This is a genomic window from uncultured Castellaniella sp. (assembly GCF_937988725.1).
Lineage (GTDB): Bacteria > Pseudomonadota > Gammaproteobacteria > Burkholderiales > Burkholderiaceae_B > Castellaniella.
This window is the reverse complement of sequence record NZ_CALKHS010000010.1, coordinates 676,851-701,560: the sequence shown is the minus strand read 5'-3', so window position 1 is coordinate 701,560 and position 24,710 is coordinate 676,851. Positions and strand designations below refer to the sequence as shown.

General features: G+C 65.9%; 21 protein-coding genes. 5 read left to right on the top strand and 16 right to left on the bottom strand.

Annotated features, from left to right (window positions below; genetic code table 11):
• Positions 1-58 precede the first annotated feature (58 nt).
• The 5 genes from Q0263_RS13790 to Q0263_RS13770 all read right to left on the bottom strand — a co-directional run bounded on the left by Q0263_RS13790 (position 59) and on the right by Q0263_RS13770 (position 7,339).
• Entirely contained in the window at positions 59-1,138 is a 1,080-nt protein-coding gene (locus Q0263_RS13790; protein ID WP_298017245.1) for an ABC transporter ATP-binding protein, read from the bottom strand.
• Positions 1,131-2,900, bottom strand: coding sequence for an iron ABC transporter permease (locus Q0263_RS13785; protein WP_298017243.1), 1,770 nt, complete (start codon positions 2,898-2,900; stop codon positions 1,131-1,133). Before Q0263_RS13785 ends, Q0263_RS13790 begins: the two co-directional genes overlap by 8 nt.
• 81 nt (positions 2,901-2,981) lie before the next feature.
• Positions 2,982-4,031, bottom strand: a complete 1,050-nt coding sequence (locus Q0263_RS13780) for an ABC transporter substrate-binding protein (RefSeq protein WP_298019113.1) — start codon at positions 4,029-4,031, stop codon at positions 2,982-2,984.
• A gap of 130 nt (positions 4,032-4,161) precedes the next feature.
• Complete coding sequence (locus Q0263_RS13775; RefSeq protein ID WP_298017240.1) at positions 4,162-6,672, bottom strand: extracellular solute-binding protein; 2,511 nt, start codon at positions 6,670-6,672, stop codon at positions 4,162-4,164.
• Positions 6,662-7,339 (bottom strand): response regulator transcription factor, encoded by a 678-nt coding sequence (locus tag Q0263_RS13770; RefSeq protein ID WP_298017237.1) that lies wholly within the window; start codon positions 7,337-7,339, stop codon positions 6,662-6,664. Before Q0263_RS13770 ends, Q0263_RS13775 begins: the two co-directional genes overlap by 11 nt.
• An 89-nt stretch (positions 7,340-7,428) precedes the next feature.
• Here Q0263_RS13770 and guaB point away from each other — a divergent pair, with 89 nt between their 5' ends.
• Together guaB and Q0263_RS13760 are read left to right on the top strand one after the other, a co-directional pair.
• Positions 7,429-8,889: an IMP dehydrogenase gene (gene guaB, locus Q0263_RS13765; RefSeq protein ID WP_298017234.1), complete on the top strand. Its 1,461-nt coding sequence runs from the start codon at positions 7,429-7,431 to the stop codon at positions 8,887-8,889.
• A gap of 72 nt (positions 8,890-8,961) precedes the next feature.
• The gene (locus Q0263_RS13760) at positions 8,962-10,110 is read left to right on the top strand and encodes an amidohydrolase (protein ID WP_298017232.1); all 1,149 of its coding nucleotides are present in this window, start codon (positions 8,962-8,964) and stop codon (positions 10,108-10,110) included.
• Here Q0263_RS13760 and Q0263_RS13755 read toward each other — a convergent pair.
• From Q0263_RS13755 to Q0263_RS13705, 11 genes are all read right to left on the bottom strand, one after another.
• Positions 10,065-10,793, bottom strand: coding sequence for an alpha/beta hydrolase (locus Q0263_RS13755; RefSeq protein ID WP_298017229.1), 729 nt, complete (start codon positions 10,791-10,793; stop codon positions 10,065-10,067). The genes Q0263_RS13760 and Q0263_RS13755 overlap by 46 nt on opposite strands.
• Positions 10,790-12,076 carry a YbfB/YjiJ family MFS transporter gene (locus Q0263_RS13750; RefSeq protein ID WP_298017227.1) on the bottom strand — a complete coding sequence of 429 codons (1,287 nt, stop codon included), beginning with the start codon at positions 12,074-12,076 and terminating at the stop codon, positions 10,790-10,792. Before Q0263_RS13750 ends, Q0263_RS13755 begins: the two co-directional genes overlap by 4 nt.
• 84 nt (positions 12,077-12,160) lie before the next feature.
• Positions 12,161-13,357, bottom strand: a complete 1,197-nt coding sequence (locus Q0263_RS13745; protein WP_298017224.1) for an ABC transporter substrate-binding protein — start codon at positions 13,355-13,357, stop codon at positions 12,161-12,163.
• A gap of 29 nt (positions 13,358-13,386) precedes the next feature.
• On the bottom strand, positions 13,387-14,085 hold the full coding sequence (locus Q0263_RS13740) for an ABC transporter ATP-binding protein (RefSeq protein WP_298017223.1): 699 nt from the start codon (positions 14,083-14,085) through the stop codon (positions 13,387-13,389).
• Complete coding sequence (locus tag Q0263_RS13735; RefSeq protein WP_298017220.1) at positions 14,082-14,807, bottom strand: ABC transporter ATP-binding protein; 726 nt, start codon at positions 14,805-14,807, stop codon at positions 14,082-14,084. The genes Q0263_RS13740 and Q0263_RS13735 overlap by 4 nt, the downstream gene beginning before the upstream one ends.
• A gap of 9 nt (positions 14,808-14,816) precedes the next feature.
• A complete protein-coding gene (locus tag Q0263_RS13730) occupies positions 14,817-15,818 on the bottom strand; it encodes a branched-chain amino acid ABC transporter permease (protein ID WP_298017218.1) in 1,002 nt (333 codons plus the stop codon).
• Positions 15,815-16,666, bottom strand: coding sequence for a branched-chain amino acid ABC transporter permease (locus Q0263_RS13725; RefSeq protein ID WP_298017215.1), 852 nt, complete (start codon positions 16,664-16,666; stop codon positions 15,815-15,817). The genes Q0263_RS13730 and Q0263_RS13725 overlap by 4 nt, the downstream gene beginning before the upstream one ends.
• Before the next feature lie 24 nt (positions 16,667-16,690).
• On the bottom strand, positions 16,691-17,473 hold the full coding sequence (locus Q0263_RS13720) for an SDR family oxidoreductase (RefSeq protein WP_298017212.1): 783 nt from the start codon (positions 17,471-17,473) through the stop codon (positions 16,691-16,693).
• Positions 17,470-17,817 carry an NIPSNAP family protein gene (locus Q0263_RS13715; RefSeq protein WP_298017209.1) on the bottom strand — a complete coding sequence of 116 codons (348 nt, stop codon included), beginning with the start codon at positions 17,815-17,817 and terminating at the stop codon, positions 17,470-17,472. The genes Q0263_RS13720 and Q0263_RS13715 overlap by 4 nt, the downstream gene beginning before the upstream one ends.
• A 39-nt stretch (positions 17,818-17,856) precedes the next feature.
• Entirely contained in the window at positions 17,857-19,569 is a 1,713-nt protein-coding gene (locus Q0263_RS13710) for an FAD-dependent oxidoreductase (RefSeq protein ID WP_298017207.1), read from the bottom strand.
• A gap of 8 nt (positions 19,570-19,577) precedes the next feature.
• Positions 19,578-20,393 (bottom strand): SDR family oxidoreductase, encoded by an 816-nt coding sequence (locus Q0263_RS13705; RefSeq protein WP_298017203.1) that lies wholly within the window; start codon positions 20,391-20,393, stop codon positions 19,578-19,580.
• A 198-nt stretch (positions 20,394-20,591) separates the two neighbouring features.
• On the opposite strand from Q0263_RS13705, the gene Q0263_RS13700 reads away from it, so the two are divergent.
• The 3 genes from Q0263_RS13700 to Q0263_RS13690 all read left to right on the top strand — a co-directional run bounded on the left by Q0263_RS13700 (position 20,592) and on the right by Q0263_RS13690 (position 24,708).
• Positions 20,592-21,488, top strand: a complete 897-nt coding sequence (locus Q0263_RS13700) for a helix-turn-helix domain-containing protein (RefSeq protein WP_298017200.1) — start codon at positions 20,592-20,594, stop codon at positions 21,486-21,488.
• A gap of 73 nt (positions 21,489-21,561) precedes the next feature.
• Positions 21,562-23,154 carry a glutamine-hydrolyzing GMP synthase gene (guaA, locus tag Q0263_RS13695; protein ID WP_298019110.1) on the top strand — a complete coding sequence of 531 codons (1,593 nt, stop codon included), beginning with the start codon at positions 21,562-21,564 and terminating at the stop codon, positions 23,152-23,154.
• A gap of 351 nt (positions 23,155-23,505) precedes the next feature.
• Positions 23,506-24,708 (top strand): site-specific integrase, encoded by a 1,203-nt coding sequence (locus Q0263_RS13690; protein ID WP_298017198.1) that lies wholly within the window; start codon positions 23,506-23,508, stop codon positions 24,706-24,708.
• The last annotated feature ends 2 nt before the right edge of the window (positions 24,709-24,710 follow it).

Genomic DNA, 24,710 nt, shown 5'->3' with positions numbered 1-24,710 from the left:
GGGCGGCGGGGCGGTCCTGAACGGACAGCCCCCGGGCGGCATGGCGGCCGCCGCCGCTTCAGGCCGGGAAGATCCAGACCGCTTCCGGCGGCATGCTCAGATAGCAGGGGTCGGGGGTTCTTTCCTGGCGTCCGTAGGCCCGCAGGGTCAGGCTTTCCGGGTCGTGGGCGCCCGCCTGGCGGAACAGGTATTCCCACTTGTCGCCCAGGTACATGCTGGCCGACACTGGCATGCGAATGCTGTTGGGCGCGGCGTCCTGGCTGAGCGCCACCTGTTCCAGGCGAACGATGGCCACGGCTTCCTGGCCGCTGGACAGCGGCGCCATCGCCGTGCCCGACAGCGACCAGCCCGCGCCCTGCAGCGTCGCCCGCTGGCCGTCCGCCTGCGTGACCTTGCCTTGCAGGCTGTTGTTGCTGCCCATGAATTCCGCGCAGAAGCGGGTCCTGGGAGAGGCGTACATTTCCTGCGGCGTGCCCTGCTGCTCGATCCTGCCTTCGTGCAGCAGCAGGATGCGGTCGGCGATGGCCATGGCTTCGGACTGGTCGTGCGTCACCATGATGGCCGACAGGCCCAGGCGCAGGATCAGCTCGCGCAGGAAGGCGCGGGCTTCTTCCCTCAGCTTGGCGTCCAGGTTGGACAGCGGTTCGTCCAGCAGCAGCACGGGCGGGTTGTAGACCAGCGCCCGGCCGATGGCCACGCGCTGCTGCTGCCCGCCGGACAGCTCGTTGGGATAGCGCTTGCCCAGCTTGCCCATGCCCAGCTGGTCCAGGATCTCCTGGACACGGGTGTGCTGTTCGGCGGTTTTGACCTTGCGCAGTTTCAAGGGATAGGCGATGTTCTCTTCCACGGTCTTGTGCGGCCAGAGCGCGTAGGACTGGAAGACGATGCCCAGGTCGCGGTGCTCGGCCGGCATGTCCGTGCGGGCGTCGCCGTCGAACAGCACGCGATCGTTCATGGTGATGCGGCCTTTGGTGGCCTGCTCCAGCCCGGCGATGGCGCGCAGCAGCGTGGTCTTGCCGCTGCCCGACGATCCCAGCAGGGCCACGACTTCGCCGCGCTGCAGTTCCAGCGAGACGCCCTTGAGCACCGGATTGGTTCCGTAATTCAGGTACAGGTCCTGGACAGTGAGTTCAATCATGAAGCTTGACTCCGAAACGTAGTGCGACACCCATGCCGATGACGACCAGCAGGATATTGATGAAGGACAGCGCGGCGACGATGTCGATGGCGCCGGTGGCCCACAGGGACACCAGCATCGAGCCGATGGTCTCCGTGCCGGGTGTCAGCAGATAGACGCCGGTGGAATACTCGCGCTCGAAGATCAGGAACATCAGCAGCCAGGAGCCGATCAGGCCGTAGCGGGCCAGCGGCACCGTGATGTGGCGGGTGACCTGGGATTGCCGGGCGCCGGTGCTGCGGGCGGCCTCCTCGAGCTCGGGCGAGACCTGCAGCAGGGTGGCGGAAATCAGGCGCAGGCCGTAGGCCATCCAGACCACGGAATAGGCCAGCCAGACGCTGAAGATGGTGGACCGCAGGCCGCGCAGCGGTTCGACCAGGTGGTCCTGCATCCACAGGGCGCCGGGCAGCGCGGACAGCCAGCCGTCGGCCAGGGAATCCTTCAGCCACATCGGCACGAACAGGAAGATCCACAGGAAGGCCAGGCCGGCCAGCAGCCCGGGCACGGCGCGGGGAATCAGCACGCTGTAGTCCAGGAAGCGCGTCACGTGATCCTGCTTGCGGTGTCCGGCCAGGGCGATGGCGGTGTAGCAGGCCACGGCCAGCGCCCCGCCGATCACGCCGATCAGGATGGAATTCCAGATGGCGCGCATCAGGGTGGGCTGTTCCCAGATCGTCCGGAAGGCGTGGATGGACAGCACGTCGGTCAGCGAAATGCCGATGCCCCAGTTGGTGACGAAGGCCCGCAGCACCACGCCGGTCAGCGGCACGATGATGGCGACGAACAGCCACAGGCCGACGACGGCGCCGGCCGGGCCGCGCCACTTGCCCAGCGGCAGCACGCGGGGGCGGGTGACCTTGCCCTTGACGGTCGCGTAGCGGGCGGCGCTGGCCAGCAGGCGCCGTTGCAGCATCACCAGGGGAATCGTGAAGGCGATCAGCACGATGGCCACCGCCGCCATCAGGTGGTAGGACGGGATCCCCAGCTTGTTGGTCAGTTTGTACAGGTAAGTGGACAGCACCAGGTGGCCTTCCGGATCGCCCAGCACCAGCATCAGGCCGAAGACCTCCAGCCCCAGGAAGAAGAGCAGGACCGAGGCGTAGGACAGCGCCGGACGCACCATGGGCAGGCTGACGGCCGTCATCACCTGCAGGGGAGACGCCCCGGTGCTGCGGGCGGCTTCTTCGACGTCCGAGCCCAGGCTGTGCAGGGCCGAGGAGATGTACAGATAGGCGTAGGGCACGTGCGTCAGCCCGGCGATGACGATGATGGCCGGCAGCGAATAGATGTTCCAGGGCACGAAGCCCAGCAGGTCCTGCGCCCAGGTCGAGAAGAACCCCACCGGCCCGGCCGCCACTACGTAGCCGAAGCCCAGCACCATGGGCGAGACGAATACCGGCACCAGGATCAGCGGCTGGATCCAGCGGCGTCCGGGCAGATCGGTGCGCGACACCAGGAAGGCCAGGATGCCGCCCAGCGGCACGGCGATCACGACCAGGCCGCCGGCCAGCGCGAAGCCGCTTTTCAGCGCTTCATAGAAGTCGGGGTCGGCGAAGATGAAGCGGAAGGCGTCCAGCCCGACGTGCTTGTCGGGCATGAAGAAGGGTTCCGACAAGAAGCTCTGGACGATGATGAACGACAGCGGCAGATAGATCGCCAGCGCGGTCAGCGCCACCACCAGGCCGCGCGGCAGGGACTGCCGCCGTATGCGCAGGAACGACATGAGGGCATCCTGTTTCAGTGGATGGCCCCGGTCCGCGCCGCCCGGAGGCGGGCGCGGACCGGGGTCGGGGAGGCCGGCGGTTTACTTGCCGGTGTCCTTGCGCCACATCTTGATGAACTCCAGGCGCTTGGTCTGGTCCAGGTAGTCCAGCAGGGACTTGTTGACCGGGATGGGCTTGAGCGCCTTGCCCAGTTTCTTGGTCATGCCGTCGACGTCATTGTCGCCGTCGATGTCCGTGCGCACCGAGGCCAGGTCGGCCTTGTTGGCCATCACGTTCTGCCCGCGCCGGGACAGCAGGTAGTCCATCCAGAGCTTGGAGGCGTTGGGATGCTGGGCCGCCTTGCTGATGAAGGCCACGCGCGAGAGCACCAGGGCGTAGTCGGTCGGGTAGGCCACCCCCAGGCTGGGGTCGGCCTTCGCCCGGGTTTCCGCGTAGGAGCCCAGGATGTTGTAGCCCAGCAGGTTTTCGCCGGACGACACCCGTTCCATCATGGTGCCGGTCGAGGACTGCACCACCAGGCCCGCCTTGCTGGAGCCCGTCAGGAAGCTTTCGTAATTGGGGTCGTTGAGCTTGTCCTGCACGGCCAGCATGAAGCCCACGGCGGATTTCTCCACGTCGTAGGTCGTGACCTTGTTCTTGAACCGGGCGGTGTCGCCGGAGACCAGCTTGGCGAAGTCGGCGTGGGTCTTGGGGACCTCGCCGGACTTGACCAGGCGCTTGTTGTAGATGAAGACGGCGGGTTCGAATGTCGTGCCGTAGGCCTTCTTTTCCCAGACCGACCAGTCCGGCAGGTGGGAGATTTCGACCGAGGGGTAGGTCATGGCGTAGCTGACGGCCAGCTTCATGGTCGCGTCCATGGCGGAACTCCAGACCACGTCGCCGCTGTTGCTGCCCGAGGCCTGCTCGCTGAGGTAGCGGCTGTAGAGTTCGGTGCTGTTCATGTCGTTGTATTCGACCTTGACGCCCGGGTACAGCTTTTCGAAGTCCTGGATGACCGGATTGGCGGCCTTGGTGTCGGTCGTGGAATAGACGATGACCTTGCCTTCTTTCTTCGCCCCGTCGATGATCTGCTGGTAGCTGGCCGGGTAGCCTTGCGGTACGGCTTGCGCGATGGCCGTCGTGGCCATCATGCCCGACAGGATGGCGGTGGCCAGGGCGGTACGCGTGACTGAGTGTCGCATGACGGATGTCTCCTTTGTTGTGATGGACTGGCGCCGGTTGCGGGCCGGCCCATGGAGAACATCTTAGGCAGCGAAGCTGTCACCGTCCTGTCGTGGCGGCGGCCGAATTCGGGGTATCCGTGACCAGGCGCCGCCAGTTCTGCAGGAAGCGGGCATGGCGCTGCTGATCCAGGCCCACCAGCAGCGCCGGGTTCAGCGCGATCGGCTGGATGATGCTGGGCGCGTGGGCGGCGGCGTCGCCGTCCGGCTGGGCGTCGCCCGCATCCGCGTCCAGTTCGGGCAGGGCGCCCAGGCCCGCGTCCCGCTCGATGACGGCCTGGCCGTCGGGCGACAGCAGCCAGTCGATGAAGGCCTCGGCGGCACGGGGCTCCCGGGCCGTGCGCAGGATCAGCGCGGAGCGGGTCAGCATCAGCTGATAGTCGTCGGGGATGATGACGCCCAGCCGGGTGTAGCGCGAGCGGTAGGCCCGCACGTAGGAGCCCAGCACGTTGTATCCCAGGTCCAGCTGGCCGGCTTCGATCTGGTCCAGGATGTCCCGGGTGTCGGCCGACAGCCGCACGCCCACGCGTCCCAGCGCATTGGTCATGCCCCAGAAGTTCGAGGAAATCATCTCGTCCTGGGTGGCCAGCAGGTGGCCCACGCTGCTGCGCGTGATGTCGTAGGTGCCGATCCGGGCGTGGGGGCCCTGGCGTTCCAGGGTGCGCAGCAGCTCGGTGCGGGAACGGGGCGCGGTTTCCGCCGTGTAGTGGTCGGTGTTGTAGACCATCACGATGGGTTCGAAGGTGAAGCCGAAGACTTCGGAATGCCAGCTGGCCCAGGCCGGCAGCCGCTGCGTATCCGGGGAGTCGTAGCGCCGGGCGTAGCCGTCGTTGGCCAGGCGCAGCTGCAGGTCTTCGGCCGAACTGATCAGCAGGTCGCTGGGGGGCAGGGCGCCCGAGACCGTCTGCTCGTACAGCTCCAGGCTGCCGACTTCGTGGTAGACGATGGCCACGTCGGGGCGGCTGCGCTGGAAGGCGCGCGCCAGCACCGCGAAGACCGGCGTATCGGTCGGGCCTGCAATGGTCAGGGTGACGGTGGGCGTGTGCGGCGCCGGGTAGCGGGTGGTCTGCACCTGGGCTCGTGCGGGGGCGGGCAGGGCGCCGAGCAGCAGCCCCAGCATCAGGGCCGCCGCGCAGCAGGCGCCGAGCAGGGGCCTGGATCCGGATCCGGCGGGCCCGGATGGATCCAGGGGCAGGCTGACGCAGACCAGCAGGCCGCCGCCGGGGCGGTTGCGCAGGACCAGCGTGCCGTCGTGGCTGCGCACCACCGATTCGACGATGGCCAGGCCCAGGCCCGATCCGGGCGTGGCCTGGGCGGCGGCGCCGCGCACGAACCGTTTCAGCACGGCGTCTTTTTCGCTGTCCGGGATGCCGGGGCCCCGGTCGGCCACCTGCAGGATCAGGCGCTGTTCGGGGGCGGGGTCGATGCTGAGCTCCACCAGGCTGTCGGGCGCGTGGCGCAGGGCATTGTCGATCAGGTTGAGCAGCATTTCGCGCAGCGCCACCCGGTCGCCGCGCACGCGGGCGCGGCGCAGCCTGGGGGCCAGGGAAATCTTCAAGCGGGAGGCGTCCCCCAGGCTGATGCGCGGGCGGACTTCCTCGATCACGTCGCTCAACGCCACCGAGGCGCTGCTGCGCGCGCCCAGGCGGTGCGTGATGGTGGCGTCCATCAACAGCTGGTTGACCAGCAGGCTGGCGCTGCCGGCATTGCGCAGGATGCGCCGCAGCCGTTCGTTCAGCTTCCGGGGGTCGGTCTCTTCCAGGGCGACCTCAGCCTGCGCCCGCAGGGAAGCCAGGGGCGTGCGCACCTGGTGGGCCGCGTCGGCCACCAGGTTGTGCAGCATGTCCAGCATGGCCTGCAGGCGCTGCATGAAGTCGTTGACCGCTTCCACCAGGTGGGTGACTTCGCGCGGAGCGGGGCTGGTCAGCGGTTCCAGGTCCTCCGGCTGGCGGCCGCGCAGTTCCTGTTCCAGCCCGCGCAGCGGGGAAAAGGCGCGGCTGATGCCGAACCACAGCAGGATCAGCGCCACGGCGGCCATGATGGGCAGCGGCATGGCGCCGCGCTGCAGGATCTCCGCGGCCAGGGCGTCCCGGGATTCCCGGGTTTCCGCCACGCGGATCGTCACCCAGCGGGCCTGGCGGTTGAAGCTGATCAGCCGCCCCAGCGTGGCCACGCGCAGCATGTCGCCGTGGTAGGGGCGGTCGACGAAGGTGGGGGCGGCGGCGTCGGCCAGGGGCATGCCGGCGTCCAGGTCGTCGTAGCCGGTCACCAGGCGGCCCTGGGTGTCGCGCACGGTGTAGAACACCCGCTGCTGGCTCGACAGCATGGCCAGCGCGGCATAGGGCAGTTCCGCCGTGATGCGGTTGTCTTCCAGGCTGATGGCTCCGGCGATGGACAGGGCCGATGCGGCCAGGACCCGGTCGAAGGCCTGGTCCGAGGATCGGTGGGCGTAGTCCCGCAGGAACAGGAACAGGCCCAGGGACGAGAGCAGCAGCACCAGGATGGCCGCCGTGGTGATGCGCTGCCGGATCGAAAACGGCTTATGGGGCATCGCTGTCCGCCTGGTAGCCGATGCCGCGCACGGTGGTGATGCGGATGGGCGTGTGGGCGAGCTTTTTGCGCAGGCGCGAGATCTGCAGCTCCAGCGCGTTCAGGGACACGTCCTCGTCCAGGGAGAACAGCTGGTTCATCAGGCGTTCCTTGTCCACCGTGTGGCCCAGCCGCGACAGCAGGATTTCAAGCAGCCGGAATTCGCGCCGCCCCAGTTCCAGCGGGATGCCGTCCAGGGTCGCGCAGCGGCTGCCGCCGTCCAGGGCCAGGGGGCCGTAATGGGTCAGGTTGGAACTGTGGCCGGCCGCGCGGCGCAGCAGCGCGCGCAGGCGGGCCTCCAGTTCGCGCAGGTCGAAGGGCTTGACCATGTAGTCGTCCGCCCCCAGGTCCAGCATGCTGACCTTGTCCTCGATTTCGGCGCGGGCGGTGATGACCAGCACCTGCGTGTCGCAGTCGGCATCGCGCAGTTCGCGCAGGATGGCGAAACCATCCTTGCCGGGCAGCATGATGTCCAGCACCACGGCATCCCAGCCGTCGCCGCCGCCGTTCAGCCAGCGCGAAGCCGCCAGGCCGTCCCGCACCCATTCGACGCTGTGGCCGCTGGCCCGCAATTTCGTTTCGATCGCGTCGCCCAGATCGGGGTTGTCTTCAATCAGCAATATGCGCAAGCGTGTCTCCTGCCTGCCGTGCCTTCTAGGGGTTTATCCGGAGCCCCCTACAGCGTATAATCCTGCTTTGCCCGGAGTCTACACAGTTTATGCGTCTCATCAAAAAAGCGCTCACCTTCGACGACGTTCTCCTGGTGCCTGCCTTTTCCCAGGTTCTGCCGCGCGACACGCGCCTGACCACGCAGCTCACGCGTGGCATTCAGCTGAACATCCCCCTCGTGTCCGCCGCCATGGATACCGTGACCGAAGCCCGTCTGGCCATCGCCATGGCCCAGGAAGGCGGCATCGGCATCATCCACAAGAATCTCAGCGCCGACGAACAGGCCCGCGAAGTCTCCCGCGTCAAGCGCCATGAATTCGGCATCGTCATCGACCCCGTCACCGTGACCCCCACGATGAAGGTGCGCGACGCCATCGAACTGCAGCGCCTGCATGGCATCTCGGGCCTGCCGGTGGTCGAAAGCGGCAAGCTGGTGGGCATCGTCACCAATCGCGACCTGCGTTTCGAAGACCGCCTGGACGTCTCGCTGCGCGAGATCATGACGCCCCAGGAACGCCTGGTGACGCTGCATGAAGGCGCCACCCTGGAAGAAGCCCAGGCGCTGATGCACAAGCATCGCCTGGAACGCGTGCTGATCGTCAACGACAAGTTCCAGCTGCGCGGCCTGGCCACGGTCAAGGACATCGTCAAGAACACCGAACACCCCATGGCCAGCAAGGACGCCCAGGGCCAGCTGCGCGTGGGCGCCGCCGTGGGCGTGGGCGAAGGCACCGACGAACGCGTGGAGAAACTGGCGGCCGCCGGGGTCGACGTCATCGTCGTCGATACGGCGCACGGCCACTCGGCCGGCGTCATCGAACGCGTGCGCTGGGTCAAGAAACACTACCCCAACATCCAGGTCGTGGGCGGCAACATCGCCACGGCGGCCGCGGCGCGCGCCCTGGTCGAGGCCGGGGCCGATGCGGTCAAGGTCGGCATCGGCCCCGGCTCCATCTGCACCACCCGCATCGTGGCCGGCGTGGGCGTGCCCCAGATCACCGCGATCGCGGACGTGGCCCAGGCGCTGGAAGGCACGGGCGTGCCGCTGATCGCCGATGGCGGCATCCGCTATTCCGGCGACGTGTCCAAGGCCCTGGCGGCCGGCGCGTCCACCTGCATGATGGGCGGCATGTTCGCCGGCACTGAAGAAGCCCCCGGCGAGGTCGTCCTGTTCCAGGGGCGGTCCTACAAATCCTATCGGGGCATGGGCAGCCTGGGCGCCATGGCGGACGGCTCGGCCGACCGCTATTTCCAGGACCCGAACAACAACGTCGACAAGCTGGTCCCCGAAGGCATCGAGGCGCGCGTCCCCTACAAGGGCAGCGTCATCGCCATCATCTTCCAGCTGGTGGGCGGCATCCGGGCCTCCATGGGCTACTGCGGCAGCGCCACCATCGCCGACCTGCATGCCCAGGCCGAATTCGTCGAAATCACGGCGGCCGGGGTGCGTGAATCCCACGTCCACGACGTGCAGATCACGAAGGAAGCCCCCAACTACCGGGCCGACTGATCGGTGTCGGCCGCCGTCACGCCTGCGGCCGCCCTGGCCGGCGCGCGGATCAGCGATGATCTGGCGTAGGCCATGCGCGGCTGGCGCCGCGACTTCCACCAGCATCCGGAACTGGGCCACCGGGAACACCGCACGGCGGCCCGGGTGGCCGAACTGCTGCGCGGCTGGGGATTGGCGGTTCACGAAAGCTACGGCGGCGCCACCGGCGTGATCGGCGTCCTGGACGGCCGCCTGGGATCCGGCCCGACGCTGGGGCTGCGGGCGGACATGGATGCCCTGCCCATGCAGGATCTGGGCGGACATGCGCATCGGTCGCGCCGCGATGGCGTGGCCCATGCCTGCGGGCACGACGGCCACACCGCCATTCTGCTGGGCGCGGCCTGTCATCTGGCGGCCCGTCCGGATTTCGCCGGGCGCGTCGTGTTCATCTTCCAGCCCGCCGAAGAACCCCTGACCGGCGCCCGGGCGCTGGTGGATGCGGGTCTGTTCCGCGATTTTCCCTGCGACGAGCTGTACGGCCTGCACAATAACAATTGTATCGGTCCGGGGCAGGTGGGCGTGCGCGTCGGGGCCATCCTGTCGGCCTGCGACCTGTTCGAGATCCACATCCAGGGGGTGGGCGGCCATGCCGCTATGCCGCATCAGGCCAACGACCCCATCGTGGCCGGCGCGGCGCTGGTGCAGTCCCTGCAGTCCGTGGTCAGCCGCAACATCAGCCCCTTCGACACCGCCGTGCTCAGCATCTGCCAGTTCCAGGCGGGCAGCGCCATCAACGTCATCGCGGACCATGCCGTGCTGCGCGGCACCGTCCGCACGCTTTCGCGCGAGGCGCAGGCCCGCGCCCTGGAACGGCTGCGCGATCTGTGCGAAGGCGCGGCGCGCGGCTACGGCTGCCGCATCGAATTCCGCCATCTGCTCAGTTCCCCGCCGACCGTCAACCAGGCCGGGCCGGTGGATCATGTGAAGCGCGCGGCGGCCGCCGTGCTGGGGGCCGATCGCATCGTCGATCCGGTCACGCCGCTGATGGCCTCCGAGGACTTCGCCTATCTGCTGGACCAGTGTCCGGGGGCGTATTTCTTCCTGGGCCATGACGGCCTGACCTGCCATCATCCCGAGTTCGATTTCGATGATGCGCTGCTGGCCCAGGGGGCGGCGATCTTCGCTACCCTGGTGGTTCAGCGGCTGGCGGCTGCCACGTCCAGCAGGGCCTCGGCCACCTGATCCGGCGCGCTGATCATCGCGTCGTGGCCGCATTCCAGATCACGCCAGTCCCAGCGGTCGCCCTGCGTGGCGCGCGCCCAGTCATAAGCCTGGGCGACGGCCGGGAAGGGCGGCCGGACGCAGCGCAGGCAGGTGGCCGGCAGGCCGTTGCCCAGCGGATGATCCAGGTGCAACGGTTCGCGGTAGGTGCCGATCGGATGCGGCGTCAGCCGTTCCCGGACGTGGGCGATGTCCGCCGGGCTGCTCAGGCCCAGGCTTTCCGGCTTGGGCGGCGCGATGCCGCCGGTGCCGGCGGCGCTCTGTTCCAGCCGCTGGACGATGGCTTCGGGCAAAGTGTCGAAGGTTGATTTTCCAGGCGGCAGCAGAAAGGCGTCCAGATAGACCAGCCGCCGGATGCGTTCGGGCAGGCGGTCGGCCACGCCCGAGATCACCAGTCCGCCAAAGCTGTGACCCACCAGGATGACTTCGCGCAGATCCTGTTCGATCAGGCGCTGCGCCACGTCCTGGATGAAGGTTTCCAGCGTGATGTCCGGCCCCAGCAGGTGGCGGCGTTCCCCCAGGCCGGGCAGCGTGGGGGCATGGACGTCATGGCCCGCCTGCCGCAGCCGCTTCGCCACGGCGGACCAGCACCAGCCGCCGTGCCAGGCGCCATGCACGAGCAGGTAGGAACGCGGGGCGTTCATGGGCGGGAGCCCGTCGGGATGGAGGTTGCGCCGCCGGTTTGCAGCCGCAGGATGGGCAAGGCCCCGGCCAGCAGGCCCAGGGCGCCCAGCACCAGGGCGAATTCCAGCGGCGCGCCGAACCAGGCGTGGCTCAGGCTGAAGAACAGCGGCCCGATCAACTGGCCCAGGGCGAAGGACGCCGTCATCGCCGCCATCTGCCGCTTGGCGCCCGCCTGGCCGACGGCGGCCTGGGCTTCCTGCAGGCCGACCATGGTGATCACCATGAAGGTGCTGCCCACGCACAAGGCGGCCAGCAGAATGGCCGCCAGCGCATGCCACAGGGCCGGCAGCAGCACGCCGATGGCCATCAGGATCTGCGCGCCAGCCCAGACCTGCGGCCGGCTGAAGCGTCGCGCCAGGCGGCTGGCGATCAGGGTGGACACCGCGCCCGCCAGCCCGAAGACCGGCCATGCCAGGCTGAACAGCCAGGGGTCGGGCACCAGCAGCCGCGCCTGGGCGGGCAGGAAGGTCGCGGGCAGGATGTAGCCGAAGCCGTACACGCCGTAGCACAGGATCAGTCCCCAGTGCAGCGGCGGCAGGCCGGTGGGAACGTCCATCGCGACCGGGACCGCGTCGGGCTGCGCGGCGGCGGTTTGCGCCGATCCGGCCGGCGAATCCGCTGTCTGTGTCGGTGTGGCGGCGTTTGCTTTGAGCCCGGATTCAGCGGGCGAGTCCGCCTGATCCTGCGGCGCCCACAGCATGGAGGCCCCCAGCAAGCCCAGCAGGGCCGCGGCCGCCAGCCACAGCCAGGCGTGCGACGAGGTGGTGCCCAGCAGCGTCAGCCCCATGCAGGCCAGTCCCGCGAACGTGATTCCGCAGCCCACGCCGGCGAAGACGATGCCGCTGTGCCGTTCCTGCCCCCGGGCGTTCAGGCGGGCGATGCACAGCGATGCCGTCCCGATCAGCACCCAGGCGCTGGCCACGCCCGCCAGCAGGCGCCAGACCAGCCAGCCGGCCCAGTGGGTGTCCAGGCCCATGGCGGCCGTCGTCAGGACCACCAGCCACAGCCCGCGGCGCAGCAGCGCGGCGGGCGGCCAGCTCATGTGCGTGACCAGCAGGGCGCCCAGCAGGTAGCCCAGGTAATTGGCGCTGGCCAGCCATCCCCCCTGGGACAGCGACAGCCCCAGATCGGCCTGCATCATGGGCAGGACCGGCGTGAAGGCGAAGCGGCCGATCCCCATGGCGACGGCCAGGGCCAGCAGCCCGGCGATCGGCAGGGGGATGGTGCGGGGACGGGATCCCATCGGTTTTTCTCCTTGATCCCGTTAATGTAACCTTCCCGCAAGAACCAGGCCAAGCAGGGGGGCTGTCGGCCCGAATGGTTTTGCTTACTGCTTCAGCTTGCATTCTCCGGACGGTCCCGGCACCAGGGAGGCGGGGTAGGTGTGGGTGATGACGGGCCGCAGCACGCCGTCCACTTCCTGGACCTGGCCGATGTAGTTGGGGATGACGAGCTGATGGTCTTCCGCCCGCATGGTGGCTTGGCCGTAGATGGTGTCGTAGGTCAGCCCTTCCAGCGCCTTGGAGACGTCGCGCGCCTTGACGCTGTCGGCCTTCCTCACGCCGGCGAAGATGGCCTGCACGCCGTTGTACGCCGAGCCTTCGTTGTCCGTGGGCACACGACCGAACTTGGCCTGCCAGGCCGCGACCAGCGCCTTGTTCATGGGCGTGTCGATTTCAGCCCCATATTCCATATTGCCCTCTATGCCCTTGGTCGCTTTGTCCGTCGCGTTCACGACGAAGTTCATGATCATGGCGTGGCCCAGCGTGGTCTTGGAGTTCAGGCCGAAGCTTTCCGCTTGTTTGACGTAGGCGATCAGGTCGCGGCCAACCAGCGCCACCCAGATGCCTTCGATATCCGGGTTGGACTTGATCTGGGAAATATAGGGCGCGAAGTCCTTGGTTCCCAGGGGAGGGAACAAGGTGAGGGACACTTTCTTCCCCTGAGCCTCGGCGGCCTTGGTGAAGGCCTGGGCCGAATCATGCCCCCAGGTGTAGTCCGCCGCGATGATGGCGAAATTCTTGGGTTTGATGTCCTTCATCCATTCCTTGAACATGGCGATGTCCATGGTGTCGGAATGGTTCGTGCGGAACATCCCCGGCTTGCAGCTGTCGCCGGTGATCTTGTCGCTCTTGCTGACGACGGCCATCAGCATGGCGTTCCAGCGATTCAGGTTTCCGCCGACGGTCATGGTGATGGAGGATGCGATGGGGCCGATCAGCAGCTTGTATCCGTCGCGCGCGAGTTTTTCCGCCGCATGCAGGCCTTCCTTCGGCGTGCTTTCGTCGTCGCCCGTCTTCAGCAATACCTTGCGGCCGTCCACGCCGCCTTTGGCATTGGCTTCGTCCACCGCGAACTGGATGCCGCGCATCACTTCTTCGCCCTGCTGCGCGAAGACGCCGGAAATCGAGGTGACCGCGCCGATGCGGATGGGTTCTTTCTCGGCGGCCTGGCTGGCAGCCATTGCCAGGCATGAGGCGGTCAGCACCGCCATGCAGGAATGTTTGAGGGAGCGAGGGGCCATTGTTTGTCTCCTTGGTGGATGAAATTCGCTCAAGCGGCGATGTGGCGGTGCAGATCCGGGATGTTGTCTGGATCCACAGGGCCGGAAGCGGCTACCGCGCCTTTCTCGACGGCGTAGTAGCGGGTTGTGGTGCGGGCGACGAGCCCCAGATTCTGTTCGATCAGCAAAATGGCCGTGCCTTGCCGGCAGATCAGGTTCAGCGTGTCGGCAAGCTGGTCCACGATGACCGGCGCCAGGCCTTCGGTGGGCTCGTCCAGGATCATGAGCCTGGGGTTGGCCATCAGCGCCCGCCCGATGGCGAGCATCTGCTGCTGGCCGCCCGACAATGCCGTGCCCGGAGTATGGGCGCGCTCCTTCAGGATGGGGAACAGGCGGTAGATGGCCGCCAGATCCCACGGGCCGGAGCGCCTGACCGCCGAGCCGATGAGCAGGTTCTCTTCTATGGTCAGGTTCGGGATGATGCAGCGCCCTTGGGGAACAATCGCAAGGCCGGCCTGGGCGGGGGTATAGGCGGATGGCTTGGTGACCGGGCGGCCGTCCAGCAATATCCCGCCCGAGGCGACGCGGGCGATTCCCATCAGCGCGTTCACGGTCGTGGTCTTGCCCATGCCGTTGCGCCCGATCAGGGCGACTTGTTCTCCCTGCGAGATATCCAGGCTCAGGCCGTGCAGGATGTGAGCGGCGCCATAATAGGCGTGTATGTCGCGGATTTCGAGCAGCGGATTCATGCGGCGCTCCCCAGATAAGCTTGTTTCACCCGAGGGTGGGTCCTGACCGTCTCGGGGCTGCCGTTGGCGATGACGCGTCCCAGCTCGAAGACGGTGACGGTGTCGGAAATGTCGAACAGAATGTCCGTGTCGTGTTCCACCAGCAGGACGGACACGTTCCAGTCGCGGGCAAGCTGGAGCAGATGCTCGGCCAGTTCCCGGGATTCCTGGGGCGACAGGCCGGCCATGGGTTCATCAAGCAGCAGCACCATGGGCCGTCCAACCAGGGCCAGTGCGAGATCCAGGCGCCGTTGCTGTCCATAGCCCAGGTCTTTCGCGGGAACGTGGGCCACGCTCAGCAGATCCAGTTGTCCCATGACCTCGAGCGCTTCCTGCTCGGGCGCGTCGGCGCCCACTTTGTGGGCGGCCAGCACGACTTGTTCGCGCACGTCCAGATTGGCGAAGATGCTGGTGCGCTGGAAGGATCGGGCAAGCCCTCTGCGGCGCCGCTGGATGATGTCCAGCCCGCTGATGTCCCGGCCGTCCAGGCGGACCGAGCCGCGCGTCAGTTTTCTGCGGCCGGTGATCGCGTCGATGACGGTGGACTTGCCGGCGCCGTTGGGGCCGATCAGGCCATGGATTTCCCCTTTTTCGAGCTGGAACGACACGCCGTCCAGCGCTTTGACGCCGCCGTAGTGGATGGCGATGTCCCGGGCTTCGAGAATGATCGATTCGGCATTCATCTCGTTCTCCTAGTGAGTCGTGGCGTGCCGTTCGGCGCTTCGCGGCCGGCGCAGGCGGTCGATCAGGTTCTGGAGCGCGCCGCTCAGTCCGTTATCCGTGAAGACCACGGCGATGATGAGCACGAGCCCGAACAAGGACAACCAGTGCGTCGAGAAATCCCCGATCAGATCCTTGGCCACGATGAAGACGATCGCGCCCAGGGCGGGGCCCGAGATGCGCCAGTAGCCCCCCACCACGACCATCATCAGCGCCGTGCCCGACACGCTCCAGTGCATGCTCTCCGGAGAGATGAAGCCCGTGTTCAGGGCCGCCAGCACGCCGGCCAGCCCGGTCAGGACGGCCGACAGAGTGAAAATCAGGACGCGGGGCGCCATCGGGCGTATTCCGATGAACATGGCGCGTTCCGGGTTGTCGCGGATGGCCTCGGTCGTCCGGCCGAATCGGCTGCGCTGCAGCCAGGTCAGCAGGGCGATGCTGAGGATCAGGACGGTCCAGGTCGTCATGAACAGGGTGGCCGGTTCGAGCAAGGTTCCCAAGGGGATGCCGAAGAGCGTATCGGGCCAGTTGATGCTGATGCCGTCCGCGCCGCCGGTCAGGGCGCGGGATTGGAGCGCCACTTGATAGAACAATTGTCCGAGGGCGAGCGTCAGCATCGCGAAGGCAATGCCCGGGATGCGTACGATGACGAAGCCCAGCAGCAGGGCGAACGCCGCGATCCCCGCCAAGCTGATCAGGATGGCGGCCTCGGCTGAAATGCCGGTGTCCTGCAGCAGAATGGCGACGATGTAGCCGCTCAGGCCGAAAAAGGCGGCGTGGCCGAAACTCACCATGCCGTTCTGGCGCAGCAGGACGCCCAGGCCGGTGGCGAAGACGGCGTAGACGGCGGCCTGCGTCAGCAGGGACAGCGCGATTTCGGAGCGGATGAACTGGCTGGCGGCCAGAGCCAGCGCCAGCGCCGCCAGGGCGATCGGCGCGATTCGGCTGCGCCGTTGGGAAGTCATGGTGGTCATGTGCGGTTTCCGGCGATTCCGGCCGGCCTCCAGATCAGGATGGCTATCATCAGGAGAAACGGCAGGGAAGCCGATATGTCGGGGAGATACACGGCGCCCAGCGTCTGCACCTGTCCCAGGACGAGCGCTGCCAGGAACGCGCCGGGCAGGCTGCCGAGTCCGCCGATCACGACGACCATGAAGGAATCGATCAGGACGTCCCCGCCCATGGAAGGCGATAGCGACAGGAACGGGGCGGTGATGACGCCGGCAAAGCCGGCCAGGGCTGTGCCCAGGCCGACCACGATGGCGCTCAGCCTGTCGGTGTTGACGCCTTGCATCGCCGTGGTCGCCGGGTCCGTGCTGGCCGCCCGGACAAACAGGCCCATTCGGGTCTTGCGCAGCCAGAGCGACAGGCTGACGGCCACTGCGATGCCCACCAGGACGACGGCGATGCGGTAGGCCGGCAAGGTCATGCCCAGGATGCTGATGGAATGGCTCAGTTGCGCCGGTTCCGCCAGCGCCAGGTTGCTCTTGCCCCAGACCGTCTGGACGACGTCCTCGATGATCAGCAGCAGGCCGAAGGTCACGAGGATGATGCTCAGCGGATCGTAATGTTGCAGGAGCCGCAGGCCGTAGCGGTCGAGCAGGGCGCCCAGCACGAACATGATGGCGGATGCGGCTGCCAGCGCGATCCAGAAGTTCGTATGGACGGACAGCGTGTAGCCCAGGTAGGCGCCCAGCATGTAGAGCGAGCCGTGCGCGAAGTTGACGACGCGCCGCAGGCCGTAGATCAGCGCCAGGCCGGAAGCCACGATCGCCAGCAGCGCCCCGTAGACCAGTCCGTTGATGATATTGATAGTCAACATGGTATCGAGATCCTCGGTGACGTTTCAGCGCGGCGGCGCCAGCGAGCTTTCCGGCGCGCCGAACGCCGTCCAGCCGCCGTCGACAGGCACGGTTGCGCCGGTGATGTAGCTGGCGTGGTCGGACGCCAGGAAGGCGATGACCTGCGCGATTTCGTCCGGCTCCGCCAGGCGGCCCATGGGGGTTCGGGCCATGATCCCGGCGGTGTCGAGCGCGCCGCCGGCCTCGAGCTTTTCGATCAGTTCGGTGCGGGTATAACCGGGGGCGACCGCGTTGATGCGCACATGGCGGCGCGCCCATTCGCAGGCCATGGATCGAGTCATGGCCGAAATGCCCGCCTTGGCCGCCACGTACGCATTGCGCCCGGGGATGCCGCCGAAAGCCGCGATGGAGCTCAGGTTGACGATGGCGCCGCCGCCGCGTTCGATCATGTGCGCGCCGACGGCCTGGGACATCAGGAACGTGCCGCGCAGATGCGTGTCCAGGACTTTGCTGAAGAGGTCGGCGGTCTGTTCCAGCGTGGGGACAGGCTGGTCCCCCACGCCGGCGTTGTTCACCAGCACGTCGATCCGGCCCAGTCGGCGGATCGCTTCGCCGACCGCTTGCCGCACGGATGCTTCGTCGCCGACGTCGCAGCTCAGGCCGATATGCCGCGCGCCGAATTCTTGCGCGCGCGCTGCGGCGGATTCCGCATTCAGGTCGAGCAGACAAACGTCGTATTGCTGTCTGGCGAGCAGGCGAGCCGTGGCCAGCCCGATCCCCGCCGCCCCTCCGGTGATGAGGGCGGTTCCGATGGTTTTGGCGTTCATGCTTGGGAGCCTCCGCCATACAGCAGCTCGGCGCGGGTGAGCAAGCGGGTTTCCTGGGCGACGATCAGATGGCCGGAGGCCGCCAGATATGCCGGAAAGTCCGGGTGCGTGTCCCTGCGCCGACAGCGTTCCTGATAGTCGCTCAGGTCCTTGTAGGCCCATAGGTGCACGAACTGGTTCAGCGGGCCGACGTGGCTGGTATACAGGCCGATCGGGTTGCCCAGGGTCTCTCTCAGCACCGGCATCGCCAGTTCGTTGAAGACGCTTAGGAATTCCGGCATCTTGCGCAACGCGATGGTGTAGACGCGATGGTCGATCAAGGTCAATGAATCATCGATGAGCATGGGTTTCTCCTGAAGAGCGGATGATGGGCGCCGGGGCCGTCACCGCCGGGCTTTCGCGATGTGTCTGGCCGTGATGTAGCCGAAGGTCATGTTGGGCCCCAGGGTGATGCCCGCCGCGATGTAGTTGCCGCCGAAGATGCTGGCGCGGTCGTTGCCCACGGCATAGAGGCCGGGGATGGCTTGGCCGGCCCGGTCCAGCACTTCCCCAGTCACGGCGGTCCGCAAACCTTCGAATGTGCCCAGGTCGCCCATCAGCAGCTTCAAGGCGTAGAAAGGGCCTGTGGTGATGGGGGCGACGCAGGGGTTGGGTTGATGTTCCGCATCACCCAGATAGCGGTTGAACGCGGTCGATCCACGATGGAATGCCGGGTCCTCGCCGCGGATCGCGTGCTCGTTGAAGGCGCGGACCGTCTCTTCCAGCCCCTCGGGATCGATGCCGGCCGCCTGCGCGAGCGCCTTTAGCGTGGCGCCTTTCTTCAGGTAGCCGCGCTTGAGCATGGGTCCCAGAGGCATGGGGGCGGGTTTGGCATAGCCCAGGCCGTACTTGCGAATCGTCGGGTGGTCGCAGATCAGCCACATCGCCGTTTCCTTGCTCCCTTCGCATGCCTTGATCATGGCCTGGCCGACATCGTGGTACGAGTTGGATTCGTTGGTGAAGCGCCTGCCGTCGCTTGTCACGCCGATCATGCCGGGCTTGTACCGGTCGATGAGGTGGGGGAACACGCCGTACCGGCCTCCGCCCAAAGGTACGTGCGATACGGGAATCCAGGCGGAGGCATTGGGAAGGTCCAGCTCGAGGGAAGCGCCCAGCTGTTCCGCGATGCGTACGCCGTCGCCCGTGTTTTCGGTCGGCGTCGGCGAGAGATGCCGGCCGCCTCGCGCCACGTGGGGGTAGGTCTGCCTCAGACGGGCTTCGTCGTGCGGGAAACCGCCGGCAGCCAGCACGACGGCGCGGTCCGCGTGGATACGGATGTCGTTTTGCCGATTGCGCACGACCGCGCCGGCGATCCGCTCCCCGTCCCGGATCAGGCTGATGACCGGGCTCTCGGTGTAGATGGGAATATTCAGATCCAGGGCCGTTTTGGCCAGTCGGGCCATCAGGGCGTTGCCGCTGGTCACGTTGATGCCGCGGCGATACAGGAGCAGCTCCTTCAGGTGCTTGCTCAGCCGCCGGGTGACGTACAGGAACGAGGTCAGCGATTTCGTGACATTGAAGAAGTGCTTGATGTCCGGACTGGAAGAGTTGAACATCATCCCGATGAAGGTGATGGTCTTCAGCGGAGGGCGCAGCCGCTTCATGTCAGGGCCGAGGGCCCGGATGTCGAAGGGTTTCGCCAGAATCGAACGGCCTTGCAGGGCGGCGCCCACTTGGTCGGGGTGGTAGTCCGGGTACTGCGTGGGAATGAATTTGACTTCCGTTTCACGCTCGAAGAATTCCGCCATTTCGGGGCCTTTGTCCAGGAAGGCTTCGATGGCTTGCGGATCGAAATTCCCGCCGGTCTCGTGCTTGATATAGTCCAGCGCGGCTTCCCGGGAGTCTTGGATGCCCGACTGCCTGGCGACATGGTTGCCGGGGATCCACAGGACGCCGCCGGAGAACGCGGCGGTGCCGCCGAAAACGGGCGCCTTTTCCACGACGACGGGGCGCAGCCCCTGCTTGGCCGCCACGATGGCCGTGGTGAGTCCGGCGACGCCCGCGCCCACGATCAGCACGTCGCAGCGCATGTTGTCTTGTAAAGGTTGGGTATTCATGGCGTGACTCAATTTCCGTTGGACTGGTTGAAGCCTGGGCGGGGGACCATGTCCATCAACATGGCATCCATGCCGCCGTTCACGGCGATATCGGTCGCATTCACGTAGCTCGACCGGGGGCTCAGCAGAAAGGCCGCCGTATTGGCGATGTCTTCGGTTTCGCCCACGCGCCGGCTGGCCGTCATGGCCGCCCGCCGCGATTCGAGGCCGGGTTCGGCATAGAAGGCGGTGGTCAGCGGAGTGCGGATCATGCCGGGGGAGATCGTGTTGCTGCGGATGTTGTCGGCGCTCCATTCGACGGCGATCTGGCGGGACATCAGGCGCACGCCGGCCTTGCTGGCGCTGTAGGCGCCGCTTCGGGTCTGCGGAAAACTGCCGGCGATCGAAGCGATGTGCACGATGCTGCCGCCGCCGTTGGCCCGCATCTGCCCATGGAAGGCGCGGGACACGCTCAGGTAGCCGGTCAGATTCACGCTCAAGACCCGATTCCATTCCTCGAGGCTGACATCCTGCAGGGCGGCGGGGCGAAGAATGCCCGCATTGTTGACCAGGCCGAAGCAGGGGCCGAGGGCTGCCTCGGCCGTGCCGGCCGCCCGGGATACGCTGTCCGGATCGGATGTGTCGCAGAAGACGCCGATGGCGTCGAAGCCTTCCGCGCGCAGCGACGCGGCCGCCGCTTCGCAGCTTTCGCGGTCATGGTCCAGCAGGGCGACCCGGGCGCCGGCGGCAGCCAGCTGCCGTGCGATGCCCTGTCCGATCCCGTGTGCGGCTCCAGTGACGGCACAAGTTCGCCCCTGCAAGCCAAGCCAATGAGGCTCTTGCATGATGTTCTCCTGGGTTGCTGATTGGAAAGCCGATGAAGCGCTGTTTGCGGATCGGCTTGTCGCACCGTTGTGCTTGATTTGTGTCAAGGCTGGGGTGCTGTGTTGCTTGCCATTATCTGGAAGTTGTGCTGGACCGTCATTGACAATTCCAGCCGTCAACAGGACAATTCGTGCATTTCCACTGCAAGAACGCTCGGCATGCGAGAAAACCCTAAGTACGGTTTATATGCGACACAGGGCCTGGATCACTGGGTGGATTCGGTGCATATCGAAACCATACCTACGCGATCTTCATTGAATAACTGGGTAATTAAACCGCATCTGCATAAATCTTTCATACAGATCCTTTATCTGACCCGCGGCGGCGGTGTGATCGGGATGGATGACAAGGTGCTGACTGTCACAGCACCGTGTATCTTGTCAATTCCAGAACAGATAATGCATTCCTTCCATTTCTCCGAGGACGTGGATGGTCCTGTGATCACCGCTGTTCAACACGTGCTGGAGCGGGTGGTCGGCGCGGCGGATCCGAATATGCTGTCCGTGGTGCGCGAGCCTTTCGCCATGGAATTCGAACCCGGCGATCCTGCTTTGGCGCCGATCGCCCCTTTGTTCGATTCCATACAGGATGAATTCAGAAGCCATCGGGTGGGGCAGCCCGGGATCTGCGTGTCGCTGTTGGCGGCGCTGGCGCTGCGGATCGGGCGGATACGCTATAGTCGCGGGCTGCCCTTGCGCGCCGGCAGTTCCCGCAAGGCGGTCCAGATCCAGAAATTCCGGGAACTGGTGGACAAATATTATTGCGACCATGTGCCGCTCGGCGTCTATGCCAATGAGCTTGGCGTGACGGGCGGGCACCTGACGCGTCTGTGCCGCGATGTGCTCGGCATGTCGGCGACGGCGGTCATCAGCGAGCGCCTGGTCCATGAGGCGCAGCGGAACCTGGTGTATACGTCGGATCCCGTCAAATCGCTGGCGTGGCGGCTGGGTTTTGACGATGAAGTCTATTTCAGCCGGTTCTTCCGCAAGCATACGGGCGTGAGTCCCGTGAAATTCAGGGAACAGGCCAGGAACCACGTGGAACGCGCGCGTTGATGCACGAGCGCCACTGGACGCCCGTGCGATGCGGTAAAGTTACACCCTGAACGTTTCTTTCCTCATGAGCATCATGCATCAGCGCATCCTTATTCTGGACTACGGTTCACAGGTCACTCAACTCATCGCCCGCCGCGTGCGCGATGCCGGCGTCTACTGCGAGATCCACCCGGGCGACGTGGACGACGCCTTCGTGCGCGATCAGCTGGAACAGGGCCTGAAGGGCATCATCCTGTCGGGCAGCCATGCCTCGGCCTACGCCGAAGAATCCCTGAAGGTGCCCGGCGCGGTCTTCCAGGTGGGCGTGCCGGTGCTGGGCATCTGCTACGGCATGCAGTCCATGGCGATGCAACTGGGCGGCAAGGTCGAATTTTCCGATCACCGCGAATTCGGCTACGCCGAAGTCCGCGCCCACGGCCACACCCGGCTGCTGAGCGGTCTGCAGGATTTCGAAAGTCCCGAAGGCCACGGCATGCTGAAGGTCTGGATGAGCCACGGCGACCACGTCACGGAATTGCCGCCGGGCTTCATCCGCATGGCGTCCACGCCCTCGTGCGAGATCGCCGGCATGGCCGACGAAGCGCGCGGCTTCTACGCGCTGCAGTTCCACCCGGAAGTCACCCACACCGTCCAGGGCCAGGCCCTGCTGCAGCGCTTCGTCACCGAAATCTGCGGCTGCTCGCGCGACTGGAACATGCCCGACTACGTGACCGAGGCCGTCGCCCGCATCCGCGAGCAGATCGGTTCCGACGAGGTCATCCTGGGCCTGTCGGGCGGCGTGGATTCCTCCGTGGCCGCCGCCCTGATCCACAAGGCGATCGGCGACCAGCTGACCTGCGTGTTCGTCGATCACGGCCTGCTGCGCCTGAACGAAGCCAAGCAGGTGATGGACACCATGTCCCGCCACCTGGGCATCCGCGTCATCCACGTCGACGCCAGCGAACAGTTCCTGGGCAAGCTGGCCGGCGTCGCCGACCCCGAAGCCAAGCGCAAGATCATCGGCCGCGAATTCGTCGAGGTCTTCCAGGCCGAATCCGCGAAGCTGACGTCCGCCCGCTGGCTGGCCCAGGGCACCATCTACCCGGACGTCATCGAATCCGCCGCCTCCAAGACCGGCAAGGCCGTGGCCATCAAGTCCCACCACAATGTGGGCGGTCTGCCCGACACCCTGAACCTGAAGCTGCTGGAACCCCTGCGCGAACTGTTCAAGGACGAAGTCCGCCACCTGGGCCTGGCCCTGGGCCTGCCGCCCGAAATGGTCTTCCGCCATCCCTTCCCCGGCCCCGGCCTGGGCGTGCGCATCCTGGGCGAAGTCAAACAGGAATATGCCGACCTGCTGCGCCGCGCCGACGACATCTTCATCACCGAACTGCGCAACACCATCGAGCCGGAATCCGGCAAGTCCTGGTACGACCTGACTTCCCAGGCCTTCACGGTCTTCCTGCCGGTGAAATCCGTGGGCGTCATGGGCGACGGCCGCACCTACGACTACGTCGTGGCCCTGCGCGCCGTGCAGACCTCCGACTTCATGACGGCGGACTGGGCGGAACTGCCGTATTCGCTGCTGAAGAAGGTGTCGTCGCGGATCATCAACGAAGTGCGCGGGATCAATCGCGTCACGTATGACGTGTCGAGCAAGCCGCCGGCCACGATCGAGTGGGAATAATTTCCCGCCTGGCAGGCCACTGCAATAACTGGCATTAGATCCTTGGAGAGCCCCTGTTTTAGCGGCTCTCCATTTTTTTGTCTGGCTTTTGCTGGCAGTGTCAGGCACGTCCAAGCATGCGTTTCCAAGGGTATTTTTGCGGGTATCGAAGCTGGGCTATCATGGCGCGGCGATGGGTACCATCCGTTGATGATTGACATTTTGATGGTATTGAAATTCGTAATACCGTTGAATATCAATGTGTTGGGAGTAAATTTCAGTCTGATGCAAAGATGGTATTGAAAAGGTCGATCAATACCATCCTAGACGCGGCGGCCGCGGTTCAACTCATTGATTTTGAAAAGGATTCACATGCTGACCGATACCATGCTCCGTAATTTGAAGCCACGTGACAAGCAATACAAGGTGGCGGATCAAGAGGGCCTGTATGTGGCCGTCAGTGTGACCGGCGCAATTTCCTTTCGCTATAACTACCGCCTGAATGGCCGCAGCGAGACACTGACGTTTGGCCGCTATGGCCCCAGCGGGATCACTTTGGCTCAGGCGCGAACCCTGTTGCGTGAGGCCAAGCAGAAGATTGCAGCCGGTGTGTCACCCGCTCAAGAGAAGGCCCGCAGCAAAGACCTGCTGCGCGGTGAAAAACGTTTCGACACCTGGGCGCGCGACTGGCTGCACGGGCACGATATGGCCGATTCCACACGCGACATGCGCCGCGCCTTGTATGAGCGTGACCTGAAACCATTCTTTGGCAACCGCCTGCTGCACGAGATCACGGAAGAAGACGTGCGCAGCCGGGCCGACAGTATCCTGCAACGTGGGGCACCGGCAACGGCGGTGCTGGCCCGTGAAGTGCTGATGCTGGTGTTTCGCTGGGCCAATGCGCGGGGCTACAAGGGCAGCAATCCGGCCGATGGCGTGCCGCCGTCATCCATCGCGCGATTCAAAGCGCGGGATCGATCGTTGGGGCCGGATGAAATCCGGCTGGTGTATCAATACCTGAACCGAGTGGCCACGACGCCCGTGATCCGCCTGGCGGTGAAGCTGTTGCTGCTGACCATGGTGCGTAAATCTGAACTGATCGAAGCCACCTGGGATGAAGTCAACTTTAGCGAAGCGCTATGGACCATCCCCGCCGCCCGGATGAAGCGGCGCAATCCGCACAATATCTACCTGAGTACCCAGGCCCTGGATATCCTGATGGCCATGAAAGTGTGCGCCGGTGGATCGCGCTGGGTGTTGCCGGGCCGCTATGATCCCGACGTTTGCATGAGCAAGGCCACCTTGAATCAGGTGACCAAGTTGGTCTGGACCGCCGCCCAGGCCGACCAGCAGGACCTGCCGCAGTTTTCGCCTCATGATTTCCGGCGTACGGCCAGCACCTTGCTGAATGAGGCCGGGTATAACTCGGATTGGATCGAAAAGTGTCTGGCGCATGAGCAGCGCGGGGTGCGCAGCGTGTACAACAAGGCCGAATACGCGGAAGGTCGCCGCGCCATGATGCAGGACTGGGCCGATATGATCGACCGTTGGGCGCAGGGCCAACCAGAAGCGTGAGG